This window comes from Streptomyces sp. URMC 126 (assembly GCF_051386555.1).
In the GTDB taxonomy this organism is placed as follows: domain Bacteria; phylum Actinomycetota; class Actinomycetes; order Streptomycetales; family Streptomycetaceae; genus Streptomyces.
Genome location: NZ_JBPQTX010000134.1, coordinates 1 through 17818 on the forward strand (window position 1 = coordinate 1; position 17818 = coordinate 17818).

Here is a 17818-nt window from a genome sequence, read left to right on the forward strand (position 1 = left end):
CCCCCCCCCCCCCCCCCCCCCCCCCCCCCCCCCCCCCCCCCCCCCCCCCCCCCCCCCCCCCCCCCCCCCCCCCCCGCGCCGAAGGCGCGAAAAAGGCCCCGGGCGTTCGCCCGGGGCCTCAAACGACAAACGACTACGGCAGCTGCGCCGCCCGCGCCTCCCGCCGGTTGTCGCGGAAGGTGTTCACCCGCCGCGCCGTGGCGAACAGCGGAATGACCGCGCCGAGGACGACCTGGAGGGCGCACCCCGTCTGGAGCAGCAGCTCCCCACCGGGCGCGTCGAACGCCCAAGCGGCCAGCAGCCCCATGCTGAGCACGATCCAGCTGAGCATGGCGACGGCCAGTCGCCCGCGCGGCTTCGGGTACTCGACGCGGCTCACCATGAGCCACGCGACGCCCACGATCGCGAGGAGCGTCGGCACGAAGGGCAGCTCCAGCAGGACCACGGAGACGACCGTCAGGGCGCCGAACGGGCTCGGCATGCCCTGGAAGATCCCGTCCCGCAGCGTGACGCACGAGAAGCGGGCGAGCCGTAGGACGACCGCCAGCAGTACCACCACCGCCGCGACCGCGGACACCTTCTGGTGCGCGCCCTGGGCGACGACGCCCCAGACCACCACGAAGTACGCGGGGGCGAGGCCGAAGCTGATCAGGTCGGAGAGGTTGTCCAGCTCCGCGCCCATGGCCGAGCTGCGCAGCTTGCGCGCCACCAGGCCGTCGAACAGGTCGAAGACGGAGGCGAGCAGCATCAGCATCACCGCGGTGGCGGCGTTGTTGCGCGCCATGCCGCCGTCCTCGTTGTTGGTGAGGTGCGGGATGAGGATGCCGGTGGTGGTGAAGTACACCGCCATGAAGCCGCAGATCGCGTTGCCCAGGGTGAGGGTGTCCGCTATCGACAGCCGCGTGGAGAGCGGCATGTCGTCGACGTCGTCCTCGGGCTCCGCCTCCGGGACCCAGGTCGCCTGTGTGTCGGGATCAATCACGGTCAAGGCGGGTCACTCCTGCTGTCGTGGCCTGTCCCACCTCGACGGCCGCCTCGACGCCCTCCGGCAGGTAGACGTCGACGCGCGAGCCGAAGCGGATCAGACCGATGCGCTCACCCTGTTCCACCTTGGTGCCCTGGGGCACGTAGGGGACGATGCGCCGGGCGACGGCACCGGCGATCTGCACCATCTCGATGTCGCCGAGCTCGGTGTCGAAGTGCCAGACGACGCGCTCGTTGTTCTCGCTCTCCTTGTTGAACGCCGGAACGAACCCGCCGGGGATGTGCTCGACCGACGTCACGGTGCCGGCCAGCGGCGCGCGGTTGACGTGGACGTTGAGCGGGCTCATGAAGATCGCGACGCGGGTGCGGCCGTCCTTCCAGGGCATGATGCTCTGCACCACGCCGTCGGCCGGGGAGATCACCCGGCCCTGGGCGATCTCGCGTTCCGGGTCGCGGAAGAACCACAGCATGCCGGCGGCCAGCGCGGTCGTCGGCACGGCGACCGCGGCCCAGCGCCCGGAGCGGCGGGCACGAGTGAGGCTGACCGCCGCCGTGGCGACGGTGGGGAGGAGCCACGGCGATGCTCCGCGCGCGAGGCGTACACCGAGGAGGCTGTCGCGTGGTGCAGAGGTAGAGCTGTGGGGCATGGGTGACCTTCGTAGCGGAGGGTGCCGCATTAACGATCGGGGGACGGCGGCTTTCCGGCGATGCTATCGGTTGCGACCGACAACTGGCTAAGCGCCAGGGCCAGTAGATGGCCGGACATCGATGACAGAGTGTGATCTACTTCTCGACAAATCCTCTACGAAAGCCCCTCATTTCGGACAATTCCTACTGCTTCACCCCTGAATTCGGTACTCCTCCAGGAGTCGGCGGCCGATGATCATTTTCTGGATCTCGGCCGTTCCCTCCCCGATCAGGAGCATCGGAGCCTCGCGGTAGAGGCGCTCGATCTCGTACTCCTTCGAGAAGCCGTAGCCCCCGTGGATGCGGAAGGCGTCTTCCACCACCTCCTTGCAGTACTCGGAGGCGAGGTATTTGGCCATCCCGGCCTCCAGATCGTTGCGCTGACCGGAGTCCTTGGTGCGGGCGGCTCTCACCATCATCGCATGGGCGGCTTCGACCTTTGTCCCCATTTCGGCCAACTTGAACTGAATCGCCTGATGCTGGGCGATGGCCTTCCCGAACGTGTGACGCTGCTGCGCGTAGGCGACGCCCAGTTCGAACGCACGCTGAGCGACGCCACAGCCACGCGCCGCGACGTTCACGCGGCCGACCTCGACGCCGTCCATCATTTGGTAAAAGCCGCGCCCGGTGGTCCCGCCGAGCACGCGGTCCGCCGGCACCCGCAGCCCGTCCATGATCAGCTCGGTGGTGTCGACGCCCTTGTAGCCCATCTTGTCGATCTTGCCGGGGATGGTGAGGCCCGGCTTGACCTGCCCGAACCCGGGCTCCTTCTCCACCAGGAAGGTCGTCATCGACTTGTGCGGCGCCGCCCCCTCCGGCAGCCCTTCGTCCGTCCGGCAGAGCACCGCGACCAGCGTCGACGAGCCGCCGTTGGTCAGCCACATCTTCTGGCCGGTGAGGACGTACTCGTCCCCGTCCCGCACGCCCTTCGACGTGATGGCCGACACATCGGAGCCCAGCCCCGGCTCGGACATCGAGAACGCGCCCCGCACCTCGCCGGCGGCCATGCGCGGCAGGAAGTACTCGCGCTGCTCCCGCGTCCCGTGCTGCTTGAGCATGTAGGCGACGATGAAGTGGGTGTTGATGATCCCCGACACGCTCATCCAGCCGCGGGCGATCTCCTCCACGCAGAGCGCGTATGTGAGAAGCGACTCACCGAGCCCGCCGTACTCCTCCGGGATCATCAGTCCGAAGAGGCCGAGTTCCTTGAGGCCCTCGACTATCTCGGTCGGGTATTCGTCGCGGTGCTCCAGGTCCGTCGCGACCGGGATGATCTCCTTGTCGACGAAGTCGCGGACCGTGGCGAGGATCTCGCGCTGGACGTCCGTCAGTCCCTCGGTCTGCGCGAGGCGGCCCATGCCCATCTTCACTTCTCCCGGACGATCGGTTCGGGGCGGCCGGGCTGCTCGCCGCCGCGCTCCTTCACATACGTGGCGGTGGGCACCATCACCTTGCGCCGGAAGACGCAGACGAGGGTGCCGTCCTGCTTGTAACCGCGGGTCTCGACGTACACGATCCCGCGGTCGCTCTTCGACTTCGACGGCGTCTTGTCCAGCACGGTCGTCTCGCCGTAGATCGTGTCGCCGTGGAACGTCGGCGCCACGTGCTTCAGCGACTCGACCTCCAAGTTGGCGATCGCCTTCCCCGACACATCCGGCACCGACATGCCCAGCAGCAGCGAATAGACGTAATTGCCCACGACGACGTTCTTCGCGAAATCCGTCGTCCGCTCCGCGTAGTTGCTGTCCATGTGCAGCGGGTGATGATTCATCGTGAGCAGACAGAAGAGGTGGTCGTCGTATTCGGTGACCGTCTTCCCGGGCCAGTGCTTGTAGACGTCACCGACCGTGAACTCTTCGTAGGTGCGGCCGAACTGCATGCTGGTCACGCCTCCGGGATCTCGAACTTGGACGTACGGGACATGCCGGCCGCGCGGCCCTTGCCCGCGATCACCAGCGCCATCTTCCGGCTGGCCTCGTCGATCATCTCGTCGCCGAGCATCGCCGAGCCCTTCGCGCCGCCCGCCTCGGACGTGTAGTACGCGTAGGCGTCCAGGATCAGCTCGGCGTGGTCGTAGTCGTCCTGCGACGGCGAGAAGATCTCGTTGGCGAGCGCCACCTGGTCCGGGTGGAGCACCCACTTGCCGTCGAAGCCCAGCGCCGCCGACCGGGCCGCCACCTCGCGGTAGCCCTCGGGGTTGCGGATCTGGAGGTAGGGGCCGTCGATCGCCTGGAGGTCGTGGGCGCGGGCCGCCATCAGGATGCGCATGAGGATGTAGTGGTAGGCGTCGGCGCCGTAGCCGGGCGGCTGCTCGCCGACGACCAGGGACTTCATGTTGATCGACGCCATGAAGTCGGCCGGCCCGAAGACGATGGTCTCCATGCGCGGCGACGCGGCGGCGATCGCGTCCACGTTCACCAGGCCCTTGGCGTTCTCGATCTGCGCCTCGATGCCGATCCGGCCGACCTCGAAGCCCATCGTCTTCTCGATCTGCGTCAGCAGCAGGTCCAGGGCGACGACCTGCTGGGCGTCCTGCACCTTCGGCAGCATGACGCAGTCCAGGTTTTGGCCCGCGCCCTCGACGACCGTGACGACGTCCCGGTACGTCCAGTGGGTGGTCCAGTCGTTGACGCGCACGACCCGGGTCTTGCCCGTCCAGTCGCCGTTGTTGAGCGCGTCCACGATCGTGTGGCGGGCGCCCTCCTTGGCGATCGGCGCGCAGGCGTCCTCCAGGTCCAGGAAGACCTGGTCCGCCGGGAGGCCCTGGGCCTTCTCCAGGAAGCGGGGGTTGCTGCCGGGGACGGCGAGGCAGGAGCGGCGGGGACGAAGCCGGTTAACCGGAGTGGCGGGGGTGCCGGTCATGCGGAGACCTCCAGGGGGTCGAGCGCGTTCGCTGTGCGGATCTCATCGACGATACGGCCGATGATCTCGGTGATACCGAAGTCCTTCGGGGTGAAGACCGCCGCCACCCCGGCCTCCCGGAGCGCGGCGGCGTCGGCGGACGGAATGATCCCGCCCACGATCACGGGCACCTCGCCCGCCCCCGCCGCCCGCATCCGGGCCAGCACGTCCGGGACGAGCTCGGCGTGCGAGCCGGAGAGGATGGACAGGCCGACGCAGTGCACGTCCTCCGCGACGGCCGCCGCGACGATCTGTTCGGGGGTCAGCCGGATCCCCTGGTAGACCACCTCGAAGCCGGCGTCGCGGGCCCGGACGGCGATCTGCTCGGCGCCGTTGGAGTGCCCGTCCAGGCCGGGCTTGCCGACGAGCAGCCGCAGCCGGCCGGTGCCCAGGTCCGACGCGGTCCGGGTGACCTTCTCCCGGACCGCCGCCAGCGGAGTGCCGGCCTCCGCCGTGACGGCCAGCGGCGCGCCGCTGACGCCCGTCGGGGCGCGGAACTCGCCGAAGACGTCGCGCAGCGCCCAGGCCCACTCGCCCGTCGTCACCCCGGCGCGGACGCACTCCAGGGTCGCGGGCATCAGGTTCTCGGAGCCGGCCGCGGTCTTCTTCAGCACCGACAGCGCCTCCTGGGCGCGGAACTCGTCCCGGTCGTCCCGCCAGCGGTGCAGCGCCGCCACCACCCGCGCCTCGTTGTCCGGGTCCACCGTCATGATGGCGGTGTCGAGGTCGGCGGTGAGCGGGTTGGGCTCGGTGGTCTCGAAGCAGTTGACCCCGACGATCTTCTCCTCGCCCGACTCGATCCGCGCCCGCCGCTCGGCGTGCGAGGAGACGAGCTGCGCCTTGAGGTAGCCGGACTCGACGGCGGCCATCGCACCGCCCATCTCCTGGATGCGGTCGATCTCCGCCAGGCTCTCGGTGACCAGCCCGGCGACCTTCTCTTCGATCACATGCGAGCCGGCGAAGATGTCGTCGTACTCCAGCAGGTCGCTCTCGTGCGCCAGCACCTGCTGGATGCGCAGCGACCACTGCTGGTCCCAGGGGCGGGGGAGGCCCAGCGCCTCGTTCCAGGCGGGCAGCTGGACGGCGCGGGCGCGCGCGTCCTTGGAGAGGGTGACGGCCAGCATCTCCAGGACGATCCGCTGGACGTTGTTCTCCGGCTGCGCCTCGGTCAGACCGAGCGAGTTGACCTGGACGCCGTAGCGGAAGCGGCGCTGCTTGGGGTTCTCGATGCCGTAGCGGTCCCGGGTGATGGTGTCCCAGATGCGGCCGAACGCCCGCATCTTGCACATCTCCTCGACGAAGCGGACGCCCGCGTTCACGAAGAACGAGATGCGGGCGACGACGTCCCCGAACCGCTCGGCCGGCACCTGCCCCGAGTCGCGCACCGCGTCCAGCACCGCGATGGCGGTGGACATGGCGTACGCGATCTCCTGGACCGGGGTGGCCCCGGCCTCCTGGAGGTGGTAGCTGCAGATGTTGATCGGGTTCCACTTGGGGATGTGCGCGACCGTGTACGCGATCATGTCGGTGGTCAGCCGCAGCGACGGCCCCGGCGGGAAGACGTGCGTCCCGCGCGAGAGGTACTCCTTGACGATGTCGTTCTGCGTCGTCCCCTGGAGCGTGGTGACGTCCGCGCCCTGCTCCTCCGCGACCACCTGGTACATGGCCAGCAGCCACATGGCGGTGGCGTTGATGGTCATGGAGGTGTTCATCCGCTCCAGCGGGATGTCCTGGAACAGCCGTCGCATGTCGCCCAGTTGCGAGACCGGCACCCCGACCCGGCCGACCTCGCCGCGGGCGAGGACGTGGTCGGGGTCGTAACCGGTCTGGGTGGGCAGGTCGAAGGCGACGGACAGGCCCGTCTGGCCCTTGGCGAGGTTGCGGCGGTAGAGCTCGTTGGACGCCTCGGCGGTGGAGTGGCCGGCGTACGTCCGCATGAGCCAGGGGCGGTCCTTCCGCCTCTCGCCCTGGTTCCTCTCGCCTTGGTTCTCGGAGCCCATCAGACGTTCCGGAAGCGGTTGATGGCCTCGATGTGCCGGGAGCGCATCTCCTCGTCGCGGACGCCCATGCCCTCCTCGGGGGCCAGCGCGAGCACGCCGACCTTGCCCTGGTGGAGGTTGCGGTGGACGTCGTACGCGGCCTGGCCGGTCTCCTCCAGCCGGTACGTCTTCGACAGCGTCGGGTGGATCTTCCCCTTGGCGATCAGCCGGTTGGCCTCCCACGCCTCGCGGTAGTTGGCGAAGTGCGAGCCGACGATCCGCTTGAGCGACATCCACAGGTAGCGGTTGTCGTACTGGTGGTCGTAGCCGGAGGTGGAGGCGCAGGTGACGATGGTGCCGCCCTTGCGGGTGACGTAGACGGAGGCGCCGAACGTCTCGCGGCCGGGGTGCTCGAAGACGATGTCCACGTCCTCGCCGCCGGTGAGTTCGCGGATGCGCTTGCCGAACCGCTTCCACTCGCGCGGGTCCTGGCTGTGCTCGTCCTTCCAGAACCGGTACCCCTCGGCGTTCCGGTCTATGATCGCCTCGGCGCCCATCCGGCGGCAGATCTCCGCCTTCTGCTCGCTGGAGACGACGCAGATCGGGTTGGCGCCGCCGGCGAGCGCGAACTGCGTGGCGTACGAGCCGAGTCCGCCGCTCGCGCCCCAGATCAGCACGTTGTCGCCCTGCTTCATCCCCGCGCCGTTGCGCGAGACGAGCTGCCGGTACGCGGTGGAGTTGACCAGGCCGGGGGCGGCGGCCTCCTCCCAGCTGAGGTGGTCCGGCTTGGGCATCAGCTGGTTGGACTTCACCAGCGCGATCTCGGCGAGGCCGCCGAAGTTGGTCTCGAAGCCCCAGATCCGCTGCTGCGGGTCCAGCATCGTGTCGTTGTGCCCGTCGGCGGACTCCAACTCGACGGACAGGCAGTGCGCGACGACCTCGTCGCCCGGCTTCCAGGCGTTGACGCCGGGTCCCGTGCGCAGCACGACGCCCGCGAGGTCGGAGCCGATGACGTGGTACGGCAGGTCGTGGCGGGCGGTGAGGGGGGAGAGCTTGCCGTAGCGCTCCAGGAAGGAGAAGGTCGAGACGGGCTCGAAGATGGAGGTCCACACGGAGTTGTAGTTCACCGAGCTGGCCATCACGGCCACCAGCGCCTCACCGGGCCCGAGTTCGGGCACCGGCACCTCCTCGACGTGCAGGGACTTGCGCGGGTCCTTCTCCCGGGTGGTCAGCCCGGCGAACATGTCCGCCTCGTCCTTGTGCACGGTCACCGCGCGGTAGGACTCGGGGATCGGCAGGGCGGCGAAGTCCTCGCTGGTGGTGTCGGTGGCGAGGATGGCGTCGAGTATCTGGTTCACGGTAGTGCCTCCGGCGAAGCGCGTTCTCGGGGAAACGGCTTGAGGGAACGTCGGGGGAATGGAGCCGTCGGTTCGGTGGGTGGCGCGGGAGCGCGCGGGATGGCCGCGCAGGCGGTACGTGTGCCTGGTGACGCAGGCGGTCCGGGCGCGCAAGGTGGTGCTTGCGGGGACAGCCGGCACACGACGTTTCGTCTGTGCGCCGGCCGCCCGGACAGCATCAAGGTATGGCACGGCGTGCCACTCGACAAGACACTCGGTGCCAGGAATTTGAGACATCTGTCACCGGGGGTTCACAGATGAGCGGGGCTGGGCGTGTAGGGGCTTGCCGTAACAGGATCGGTTTCCACCGCCGGGGCATGACCGCCCGCGAGGCGGGCTGTCCGGAGCTGCCGCTCACCGGCGCTTTTCCGAGTGGGCCAGGATGAGGGGCCGGGCTTCCAGGCGGCCTCCGCGACGTCTGGACACCGCTCGCACGGCCGGGCGCACGCTCGGCGCGATCCCACTCCGCAGAGCCCTGACTTCGGTCGGCCGCCCGCTTATGATCACCGGCAGAAGATCCACAAGGTCTGCTAGGTCGGCGTACGGGAGACGTGCGGGTGGAGATGTCACAGGCGCCCGCGGTGGGCGGGGCGGTCCGCATCCGTTTGCTGGGGCCCGTCCGGTACGTCTCGGCCCGAGGCGACGCCAGCCGGCCCGGCGCTCCCGGGCCGCAGGCCGTGCTGGCGGCACTGGCGCTGAGCGTAGGGACGCTCGTGACGGTCGACGAGCTGGTCGACGGCCTCTATGACGACGACCCGCCCGCCTCCGCCCGGCGAGTCGTCGTCAATTACGTCCACCGGCTGCGCACGCACCTGGAGCGCGAGGACGGCGCGGAGCCGGGCGGCGAGGGGCGGGACGCGGTCATCGCGACCACAGCCGACGGGTACGTGCTCCGGCTTCCCGGGGAGCAGGTGGACGCCGTGCGCTTCGGCCGGCTCACCGCGCGGGCCCGGCGCCACGCCGAGGCGGGCGCCCCCGCGGCGGCGGGCGCCTGCCTGGAGGAGGCCCTCGCGATGTGGCAGGGCCCCGCGCTGGCGGGACTGCCCGGGCCGTTCGCGCAGGACCGGCGCCGTGCGCTGGGCGAGCAGCGCGCGTCCGCGCTGGAGCTGCGCTTGGAACTGCTGCTGGCCTGCGGGCGCCACGCTGAGGCGGTGCCGGACATCGAGCAGGCTCTCAAGGCGTACCCGTACCGGGAACGGCTGCACGGTGCGCTGATGCTGGCCCTGTACCGGTCAGGGCGGGGCGCCGAAGCGCTGTCGGCGTACGACCGCGCCCGCCGGGTGCTCGCCGACGACCTGGGCATCGGCACCGGACCTGCCCTGCGCGAGCTGCACGCCGCGATCCTGGCGGGGGATCAGGCCCTCTTCCTGCCGCCCGCCGCCGGCGACGGGGACGCCGCCGCGCCGGGCGCAGCGCCGCCGGACACCCCCGGGACACAGGAGCCCGCCCAGCTGCCGCCGGTACCGTCCGACTTCACCGGACGCCACGAGCAGGTGGCCACGCTGGTCGCCGCGCTCACCGCGGGCCGCCCGCACGCCGTGGCCGTCATCACGGGCATGGGCGGGGTCGGCAAGACGGCGCTGGCCCTGCGGGTGGCGCACGCGGTCGCCAGGTCCTACCCCGGCGGGCAGTTGTACGCGAGCCTGCGTGCCCCCGACGGCACCCCGGCCGAACCGGCCGGGATCCTGGCGGGCTTCCTGGCGGCGCTGGGCGTCCCCGCTGAGCGGATACCGGTGTCCCTGGCCGATCGCGCGGCGCTCTTCCGCACCCTGCTCTCGCGACGGGCTGTCCTGGTCGTGCTCGACAACGCCACGACAGCGGCCCAGGTCGAACCGCTGCTGCCGGGCGCGGGCCGGTGCTCCGTGCTCATCACGGCCCGTTCCCTGACCGCGATGCCGGCCACGGTCACCCTGCCGCTGAAGGGGCTCGGCGTCGACGACGCCGTGGAACTCATCGGCAGGATCGCGGGGAGCCGGCGGATCGAGGAGGAGCCGGAGGCCGTCTCGGCACTGGCGGCGACCTGCGGCACCCTGCCGCTCGCGCTGCGGGCGGCAGGCGCGCGGCTGGCGGCCCGTCCCGCGTGGAGCGTCGCCGCGCTGCTGGAGCGGGTCTCGGACCAGGCCCGGCTGCTCAGAGAGTTACGGGTGGGCGATGCCGCGGTCGAGGCGGTGTTCGAGATGTCCTTCGCGCAGCTGTCCGCTCCGCACGCCGGAGCGTTGCTGGCCCTGTCGATCCCGCACTACTCCGAGTTCGGCGTCCAGGCGGCCGCGGCGGTCCTGCGGGTGCCGGAGCGGGACGCGGAGCGCACGCTGGAGGCGCTCGTCGACGCCGCGCTCCTGGAGGCGGGCGCGCCGGGCCGCTACCACTTCCACGACCTGGTCGGGGCGTACGCGAGGGAGAAGGCCCGCACCGGGCTGTCCGCGTCCGAGCGCCGCGAGGCGGTGCGCAACGCGGTCGACTTCCTGTGCGCCGGGGTGGTCGCGGCTGTCGTGGCCTCCCAGCCGCTGGCCGGCCCGTTGACCGCCGATCTGCACCCGCGCCGGACCGTGAACGTGGACGTCGGCAGCGGGCACGAGGCGATGCTGTGGATCCGCCGCGTGCTGCCCGAGCTGACCGCCGTGGTCGAGCAGGCGGCGGTCAGCGGCGACGCGGAGTCGGTGGCTCTGGCCGTGGACGTACTGGTCCTCCTGCCCTGCTTCGAGGAGGTGCTGCCCCTGGGACAGCTGGCACGGGCCGCCACCGCGCTGGTCCCGGCCGCGCTGGCGCACTGCGGCGAGGGCGTGGTCGGCGCGGCGTACTACGCGGCGGGGACGGCCCTCAAGAAGCACTTGTCCCCCGGTTCCCTGCGCCGCTCCCGGGAACACCTGTTGAAGGCGGTAGAGATCTTCGGTGACGCACCCCGGCCCGCCGACGGCCTGCGGCCCTTCCTCGCCGTGCTCTTCGCCCTCGTCATGCTGGCCCAAATCGACGTGATGCTGGGAGACTTCGCGTCGGCCCGCAGCCACGCGCTGCGGTCCGTTGCGCTGGCGGCGGCTACCGGCGACCGGTCCCTGGTCGCGCGGCGCGGCACCGTCCTGCTCCAGGTCGAGGTCCAGGATCCCGGCCGGCGCATGGACCTGGCCGCCATCGGGGCGCAGTGCCGGGAGCTGGCCGGTGTCTTCACCCGCGACGAGGACGTGAAGTGGCTGATCAGGGTGATCATGACGGAGGCGGACAGCCTGTTGTACGCCGGTGACCACGCGGCGGCTGCCCGCCTCTACCGGCGGGCGCTGGAGCGGGCACGGGCCAGTGACCATGTCCGCAACGAGGCGGAGTGCCGCTTCGGGCTGGCCAGGGCCCTGCTGGCGACCGGGGAGGCCGAGGCCGCCGTCGGTCATGCCCGGGAGGCCGTGGCCGTGGCCCGGCTCACCCAGGAACACCAGCTGATGGCGGGCAGCCGGCAGGCGCTCGGCGAGGCCCTGCGAGCCGTGGGGCGGACCACCGAGGCGGACGGCCATCTGGCACGGGCCGCGGACCTGTACCGGGAGATGCGGCTGACCGGGCCGGCGGACGCCGCGATGCCGTGACGCGGCCCCGCCGGGCGATGGGGGCACCCGGGCGGAACCGCGCCGTCCATGTCACCCGCGCACGGGTGTCCGCCGGCCTCCGGCCAGCCTGTCGGCGAGGACGGGCCCTATGTGGGTGAGCCGGTCGGGACGGGTCAGCTCGCCGTGTTCGCCCTTGACGGGGGTGACGTCGATGCGGCCCGTGACGTACGGCCGCCAGGCATCCGGCCGGGGGGAGCCCGCGGCCTTGCCCTCGGTGGCCTCGAAGAGCAGCACGTCGCCCCGGAAGGTCCGGGGCACGAAGGCGTTTTGGAGGGCGCCGTGGTGGGCGAACACCTGGACCATGGCGGCGAGACCCCGCTCTCCGAGCAGCGCGAGCGGCCCCTCGGGGTCGGCGGCGTCCGGCCGGTGCCCCAGCGAGGCGAAGAGCGCCTGCCGGAGCTCGTCCTCGTCCGGCTCCGCCCCGGCGGGGACGCCGTCGGCCGGCGGGTAGCTGTCCAGCAGCACGAGGGAGGCGACCTCCTGGCCTTCCTCCTGAAGCCGTACGGCCAACTCGTGGGCGACCAGCCCGCCGAAGGACCAGCCGAGCAGCGCGTAGGGGCCCTGGGGCCGTACTGAGCGGATCTGTGCGAGATAGGCCTCCACCATCTCCGCCATGCTCGCCGGGGCGGCGTCCGCCTCGGCGAGCCCGTGCGCCTGGAGACCGTACACCGGCTGGTCGGGCGCCAGGTGGCGGAGCAGTCCCGAATACACCCAGCTGATGCCCGCCGCCGGGTGGACGCAGAAGAGCGGGGCGGGGGCGGCGGCCTCCGCGTGGGAGGTGGTCGCCGCGCGTGCCGCGGTGCGTGCCCTGCGCAGAGGGAGGAGAACGGCGAGGGAGTCCTCGCGCCGGTCCTGGGCGAGGCGTTCGCCGAGTTCGGCGACGGTGGGTGCGTCGAACAGGGTCCGGATGTCCAGTTCGGCCCCGAGCACCGAACGCACCCGGCTGATCAGCCGGACGGCGAGCATCGAATGGCCGCCCAGGGCGAAGAAGTCGTCGTCGACGCCGACTTCCGGCACGCCCAGCACCTGCGCGTACAGGCCGCACAGCAGCTCCTCGCGGACCGACCGGGGGCCTCGCCGGTGCGCCGTCGCGCCGTCTCCCGGAGCCGGCAGTGACCGCCGGTCCAGCTTTCCGCGCGAGGTCAGCGGCAGCGCGTCGAGGAAGACGAAGGCGGACGGGACCATGTGCCGTGGCAGTGCGGCCGCCGCGAAGCGGCGCAGGTCGCCCGCGTCCGCCGCCGTCGGGCCGTCGGCGGGGCCCGCGCCGTCCTGCTCGGGAACCGCGTAGGCGACGAGTCTGCGGTCGCCCGGCCGGTCCTCGCGGACGATCACGGCGACCTGACGGACCGCCGGATGACCGGCGAGGACCGTCTCCACCTCGCCCGGTTCAATCCGGAAGCCCCGGATCTTGACCTGCTCGTCGGCGCGGCCCACGTACTCCAGCACCCCGTCGGCGGTCCACCGCGCCAGGTCACCGGTACGGTACATGCGCTCCCCCGGCGCACCGTAGGGGCAGGCCACGAACCGCTGCGCGGTCAGCGCGGGCCGGCCGACGTAGCCGCGGGCCACTCCCGCACCCGCCAGGTAGAGCTCGCCGACCACTCCTGCCGGAACGGGGCGCAGCCTCGGATCCAGGACGTAGGCCCGGTTGTTGCCCATCGGGCGTCCGATCGACGGCCGCTCGTGCTCCGCGGCGTGTGCGTACGAGACGTACACCGTGGCCTCGGTCGGGCCGTAGCCGTTGACGGTGGCGGTTCCGGGCACGGCTCGCAGCTCGCTCCACAGGGCCTGGTCGCAGCCCTCGCCGCCGAGCTCGATGATACGCGGCCGTGAGGGCCGCTCAGCGGACAGCAGCCCCGCCAGCAGGAGTTGGCGGCAGAACGTCGGCGAGACCTCCAGGTAGTCGACGGCCTCGGCGGCGACGTACTCGACCAGCGCCTGCGGGTCGCGGCGGGTCTCGTCATCGATCAGGTGCAGCTCGTGGCCGCCCATCAGCCACAGCAGCGGGCACCAGGAGGAGTCGAAGGTCAGTGGCCCGGTCAGCGCGGCCCGGATGCGCCGCCCGCCCGCCGCCTGGGCCGCGTAAACCTCACCGAGGTGACCGTGGAGCAGGTTGACCAGGCCGCGGTGCTCGACCGCCACGCCCTTGGGCCGTCCGGTCGAACCGGAGGTGTAGATCACGTAGGCGAGATGGTCGGGGCGCAGCCGTACGGGCCGGTCCTCGCGGGCGGGGTCGACGTGCGCGTAACGGGCGCGGACTGCCTGGACGGAGGGGTCGTCGACGGGCAGGACCGGCAGGTCCGCCGCGCAGTGCGGCTGTATCCGGGCCTCGTTCGCCACGTCGGTCAGCAACAGGGCCGGGGCCGCGTCCGCCAGCATGAGGGCGAGCCGCTCGACCGGGTCCTCAGGGTCCAGCGGTACGTGGCAGCCGCCGGCCTTGAGCACGGCCAGCTGGGCGACGATGTGCTCGCTGGTACGCGGCAGCAGCGTGGCCACGTGCTGGTCCGGCCCCACGCCCTGGCCGATCAGCATCCAGGCCAGCCGGTTGGCGCGGCTGTTGAGCTCGTCGAAGGTCATCGGGCCGTGCGCGTCCACGAGGGCCGTGGCGGCGGGCGTGCGCCGGGCGTGCTCCTCGAAGACCTCGTGAAGCAGCCGGTCGTCCGGCAGCACGCGGGCGGTGTCGTTCCACTGGGTCAGGATGCGGCTGCTCTCCTGCGGGGACAGCAGGTCCAGCGTGCCGACGGGGGTGTCTGGAGCTCCGGTGACGGCGGTCACGACACGCAGCAGGCGCTGAGCCAGGGTCTCGGCGGTGCCGCGGTCGAACAGGTCGGCCGAGTAGTGCAGGATGCCGTGGAGCCCGGCGGGCGATCCGTCCGCCGCGTGCCGCTCGACGAAGGTGAAGTCGAGGTCGAACTTGGTGGGTGCGGACTCCAGCTGCCGGGGCGTGATGGTGGTGCCGGGGAGGTCCAGGGTGGCCTGGGCGTTGTTCTGCAGGACGAGCATGGTCTGGAAGAGCGGGTGCCGGGCGCTGGTGCGGTCCGGGTTGAGCTCCTCCACCAGTCGCTCGAAGGGCAGGTCTTGATGGGCCAGCGCGGCGAGGTCCGCTTCCCGCACCCGCCGCAGCAGCTCCGCGAAGGTCGGATCGCCGGAGGTGTCGGTACGCAGGACGAGCGTGTTGACGAAGAATCCCACGAGTTCGTCCAGGGCCTGGTCCGTCCGCCCCGCGGTGGCGGTGCCGAGCGGGATGTCCGTGCCGGCACCCAACCTGGTGAGCAGTGTGGCCAATGTGGCCTGGAGGGCCATGAAGAGGGTCGCGCCGTGATCACGGGCGAGGGTGTCCAGGCGGGCGTGGAGTTCCGCGGGGACGTCGAAGTGGACAAGTCCGCCGGTGTGGGTGGGGTGTGCCGGGCGGGGCCGGTCGGTGGGCAGGGCCAGTTCCTGCGGCAGACCGGCCAGGGTCCGGGTCCAGAATTCCGCCTGCTCCTTGCCGGTCTCCTCCAGGAGCTCACGCTGCCAGAGGGTGTAATCGCCGTACTGGACCGGCAGGGGCTCCCACCGCGGCGCACCTCCGGCGAGCCGGGCCTCGTACGCAGTGGACAGGTCGCGCAGCAACGGCGCCTCCGACCACCCGTCACTCGCGATATGATGCAACGTCAGCAGAAGAACTTGGTCGTCGGGCTCGACCGAGAACAGCGTCACCCGTATGGGCAGTTCGTCCGCCAGCCGGAAGGGCGTGAAGGCGTCCTCGTGGAAGCGTGCGGTGACCTCCTCGGCCGCGCACCGGACCACCCTGAGCTCCACCGAAGCCTCGCCAGGGGCGAGGACCCGCTGGAAAGGCTCACCGTCGACCGCGGGGAACACCGTCCGCAGGGACTCGTGACGCGCAACGACGTCACCGATCGCCGACCGCAGCGCATCGGCATCCACCCCACCCCGGACCCGGAAGGCGAACGGCGCGTTGTACGTGGGACTCTGCTCGAACCGGTCGAGAAACCACAACCGCTGCTGGGCGAACGACAGCGGTAGCACCTCCGGCCGCGCCCGGCGCGTCACCGCCGGACGAGCCGCCACTCCGTCGGCCAGGCAGGCGGCGAGGCTCGCCACGGTGGGCGCGCCGAACAGCGCGCGAACGCCCAGTTCCACGCCCAGTACCGAGCGGATCCGGCTGATGAGCCGGGTGGCTTTCAGCGAGTGGCCGCCCAGGGCGAAGAAGTTGTCGTCCACATCCACGCTCGGCACACCCAGCACCTGAGCGAACAGACCGCACAACAGCTCTTCCTGCACCGACCGCGGGCCGCGCCCCTCGCGGACCGCTGCCGACGCCGCTGCCGCCTCGTCGGCGAGGGCGCGGCGGCGCTCCTCGGCGCGGCCGCGCAAGGCGCGTTCCCGCTCCGCCGTCTCGAAGACCTCCAGCGAGCCGACAGGGGTCTCCGGGTCCGCGGCGGCGGCATCGAGGAGACGGGCCAGGAGGCGGTGGAGGGTCTCGGCGGTCACGTGGTCGAAGAGGTCGGTGGCGAACTGCAGGATGCCCGAGATGCCCGCCGGACCGCCGCCGGCCTCGCGATGCTCGGTGAAGCTCCAGCCGAGGTCGAATTTGGAGGGCGCGGCGTCGAGGGGCTGCGCTGTGATGGTGGTGCCGGGGAGGTCCAGGGTGGCCTGGGCGTTGTTCTGCAGGACGAGCATGGTCTGGAAGAGCGGGTGCCGGGCGCTGGTGCGGTCCGGGTTGAGCTCCTCCACCAGTCGCTCGAAGGGCAGGTCTTGATGGGCCAGCGCGGCGAGGTCCGCTTCCCGCACCCGCCGCAGCAGCTCCGCGAAGGTCGGATCGCCGGAGGTGTCGGTACGCAGGACGAGCGTGTTGACGAAGAATCCCACGAGTTCGTCCAGGGCCTGGTCCGTCCGCCCCGCGGTGGCGGTGCCGAGCGGGATGTCCGTGCCGGCACCCAACCTGGTGAACAGCGCCGCGAGCGCCGCTTGCAGAGTCATGAAGAGTGTCGCCCCCTGCCCGCGGGCGAGGGACTCCAGCCGGGTATGGACCTCGGCGGGGATGTCGAAGCGGAGGAGCCCGCCGGTGTGGGTGGGGTGTGCCGGGCGGGGCCGGTCGGTGGGCAGGGCCAGTTCCTGCGGCAGACCGGCCAGGGTCCGGGTCCAGAATTCCGCCTGCTCCTTGCCGGTCTCCTCCAGGAGCTCACGCTGCCAGAGGGTGTAATCGCCGTACTGGACCGGCAGGGGCTCCCACCGCGGCGCACCTCCGGCGAGCCGGGCCTCGTAGGCAGTGGACAGGTCGCGCAGCAACGGCGCCTCCGACCACCCGTCACTCGCGATGTGATGCAACGTCAGAAGGAGGGTGTGATCGTCGTCAGCCGTGGTGAACAGGGTGGCTCTGAGGGGGAGTTCGTCCGCCAGCCGGAAGGGCGTGAAGGCGTCCTCGTGGAAGCGTGCGGTGACCTCCTCGGCCGCGCACCGGACCACCCTGAGCTCCACCGAAGCCTCGCCAGGGGCGAGGACCCGCTGGAAAGGCTCACCGTCGACCGCGGGGAACACCGTCCGCAGGGACTCGTGACGCGCAACGACGTCACCGATCGCCGACCGCAGCGCATCGGCATCCACCCCACCCCGGACCCGGAAGGCGAACGGCGCGTTGTACGTGGGACTCTGCTCGAACCGGTCGAGAAACCACAACCGCTGCTGGGCGAACGACAGCGGTAGCACCTCCGGCCGCGCCCGGCGCGTCACCGCCGGACGGGCCGGCGCCGCACCGTCCGGGGCCTGCGCCGCCAGTCGCTCAGCCAGACCCGCCACCGTGGGCGCGCCGAACAGCTCCCGCACACCCAGTTGCACGCCCAGTACCGAGCGGATCCGGCTGAGCAACTGGGCGGCCTTGAGCGAGTGGCCGCCCAGGGCGAAGAAGTTGTCGTCCACATCCACGCTCGGCACACCCAGCACCTGAGCGAACAGACCGCACAACAGCTCTTCTTGAACCGACCGCGTCTTCCGCGCATTCGTCATGACTCCCCCTTGGAGATCCGGTACCGGTTCACTTGCCGACGGCCGGTCGCGGCGTCAGGTCGTCCCAGTGCTCTTCGACGTAGTCGAGGCAGGACTGGTAGCCGGCCGCACCGTAAACCACGGTCCAGCCCATGGGGGGTGCGAGCCGCGTGGGCCACAGGGAGTGCTGATTGCTGTCGTTGGTCAGGACCAGGTAGGTCCCGTCGGCGTCTTCGAAGGGGTTCGTCACCACTGGGGTGTCCTTTCCGGCAAGGCGGGGGGAACAGGGACTGTCTCT

9 protein-coding genes and 1 pseudogene are annotated in these 17818 nt (G+C 71.3%); 1 reads left to right on the plus strand and 9 read right to left on the minus strand.

Annotation, left to right across the window (positions count from 1 at the left end; translation table 11 throughout):
* Positions 1 to 133: 133 nt before the first annotated feature.
* The 7 genes from pssA to ccrA form a co-directional block, all read right to left on the minus strand.
* Positions 134 to 988 carry a CDP-diacylglycerol--serine O-phosphatidyltransferase gene (gene pssA, locus ACSNOK_RS17720; protein ID WP_004945535.1) on the minus strand — a complete coding sequence of 285 codons (855 nt, stop codon included), beginning with the start codon at positions 986 to 988 and terminating at the stop codon, positions 134 to 136.
* A complete protein-coding gene (locus ACSNOK_RS17725) occupies positions 975 to 1631 on the minus strand; it encodes a phosphatidylserine decarboxylase (RefSeq protein WP_436781667.1) in 657 nt (218 codons plus the stop codon). The genes pssA and ACSNOK_RS17725 overlap by 14 nt, the downstream gene beginning before the upstream one ends.
* A 192-nt stretch (positions 1632 to 1823) precedes the next feature.
* Positions 1824 to 3029: an acyl-CoA dehydrogenase family protein gene (locus ACSNOK_RS17730; RefSeq protein ID WP_436781672.1), complete on the minus strand. Its 1206-nt coding sequence runs from the start codon at positions 3027 to 3029 to the stop codon at positions 1824 to 1826.
* 8 nt (positions 3030 to 3037) lie between these two features.
* Positions 3038 to 3550, minus strand: coding sequence for a MaoC family dehydratase (locus ACSNOK_RS17735; protein ID WP_436781673.1), 513 nt, complete (start codon positions 3548 to 3550; stop codon positions 3038 to 3040).
* A 5-nt stretch (positions 3551 to 3555) separates the two neighbouring features.
* On the minus strand, positions 3556 to 4533 hold the full coding sequence (locus ACSNOK_RS17740) for an HpcH/HpaI aldolase/citrate lyase family protein (RefSeq protein ID WP_436781668.1): 978 nt from the start codon (positions 4531 to 4533) through the stop codon (positions 3556 to 3558).
* Positions 4530 to 6572: a protein meaA gene (locus tag ACSNOK_RS17745; protein ID WP_436781669.1), complete on the minus strand. Its 2043-nt coding sequence runs from the start codon at positions 6570 to 6572 to the stop codon at positions 4530 to 4532. The genes ACSNOK_RS17740 and ACSNOK_RS17745 overlap by 4 nt, the downstream gene beginning before the upstream one ends.
* The gene (gene ccrA, locus ACSNOK_RS17750) at positions 6572 to 7909 is read right to left on the minus strand and encodes a crotonyl-CoA carboxylase/reductase (RefSeq protein ID WP_436781670.1); all 1338 of its coding nucleotides are present in this window, start codon (positions 7907 to 7909) and stop codon (positions 6572 to 6574) included. The genes ACSNOK_RS17745 and ccrA overlap by 1 nt, the downstream gene beginning before the upstream one ends.
* Positions 7910 to 8511: 602 nt before the next feature.
* On the opposite strand from ccrA, the gene ACSNOK_RS17755 reads away from it, so the two are divergent.
* Positions 8512 to 11514, plus strand: a complete 3003-nt coding sequence (locus ACSNOK_RS17755) for a BTAD domain-containing putative transcriptional regulator (protein ID WP_436781674.1) — start codon at positions 8512 to 8514, stop codon at positions 11512 to 11514.
* Between the two features lie 51 nt (positions 11515 to 11565).
* Here ACSNOK_RS17755 and ACSNOK_RS17760 read toward each other — a convergent pair.
* Positions 11566 to 17520: pseudogene (locus ACSNOK_RS17760) on the minus strand (amino acid adenylation domain-containing protein); the annotation flags it as partial.
* 49 nt (positions 17521 to 17569) lie between these two features.
* A partial coding sequence (locus ACSNOK_RS17765; protein ID WP_436781671.1) for an MbtH family protein occupies positions 17570 to 17818 on the minus strand: 249 nt, incomplete at its 5' end.

Excerpts from the sequence above, each read along its gene's own strand:
- ACSNOK_RS17725 (WP_436781667.1), bottom strand. The coding sequence starts at position 1,631 with ATGCCCCACAGCTCTACCTCTGCACCACGCGACAGCCTCCTCGGTGTA.
- ACSNOK_RS17730 (WP_436781672.1), bottom strand. The coding sequence starts at position 3,029 with ATGGGCCGCCTCGCGCAGACCGAGGGACTGACGGACGTCCAGCGCGAG.
- ACSNOK_RS17735 (WP_436781673.1), bottom strand. The coding sequence starts at position 3,550 with ATGCAGTTCGGCCGCACCTACGAAGAGTTCACGGTCGGTGACGTCTAC.
- ACSNOK_RS17740 (WP_436781668.1), bottom strand. The coding sequence starts at position 4,533 with ATGACCGGCACCCCCGCCACTCCGGTTAACCGGCTTCGTCCCCGCCGC.
- ACSNOK_RS17745 (WP_436781669.1), bottom strand. The coding sequence starts at position 6,572 with ATGGGCTCCGAGAACCAAGGCGAGAGGAACCAGGGCGAGAGGCGGAAG.
- ACSNOK_RS17755 (WP_436781674.1), top strand. The coding sequence starts at position 8,512 with ATGTCACAGGCGCCCGCGGTGGGCGGGGCGGTCCGCATCCGTTTGCTG.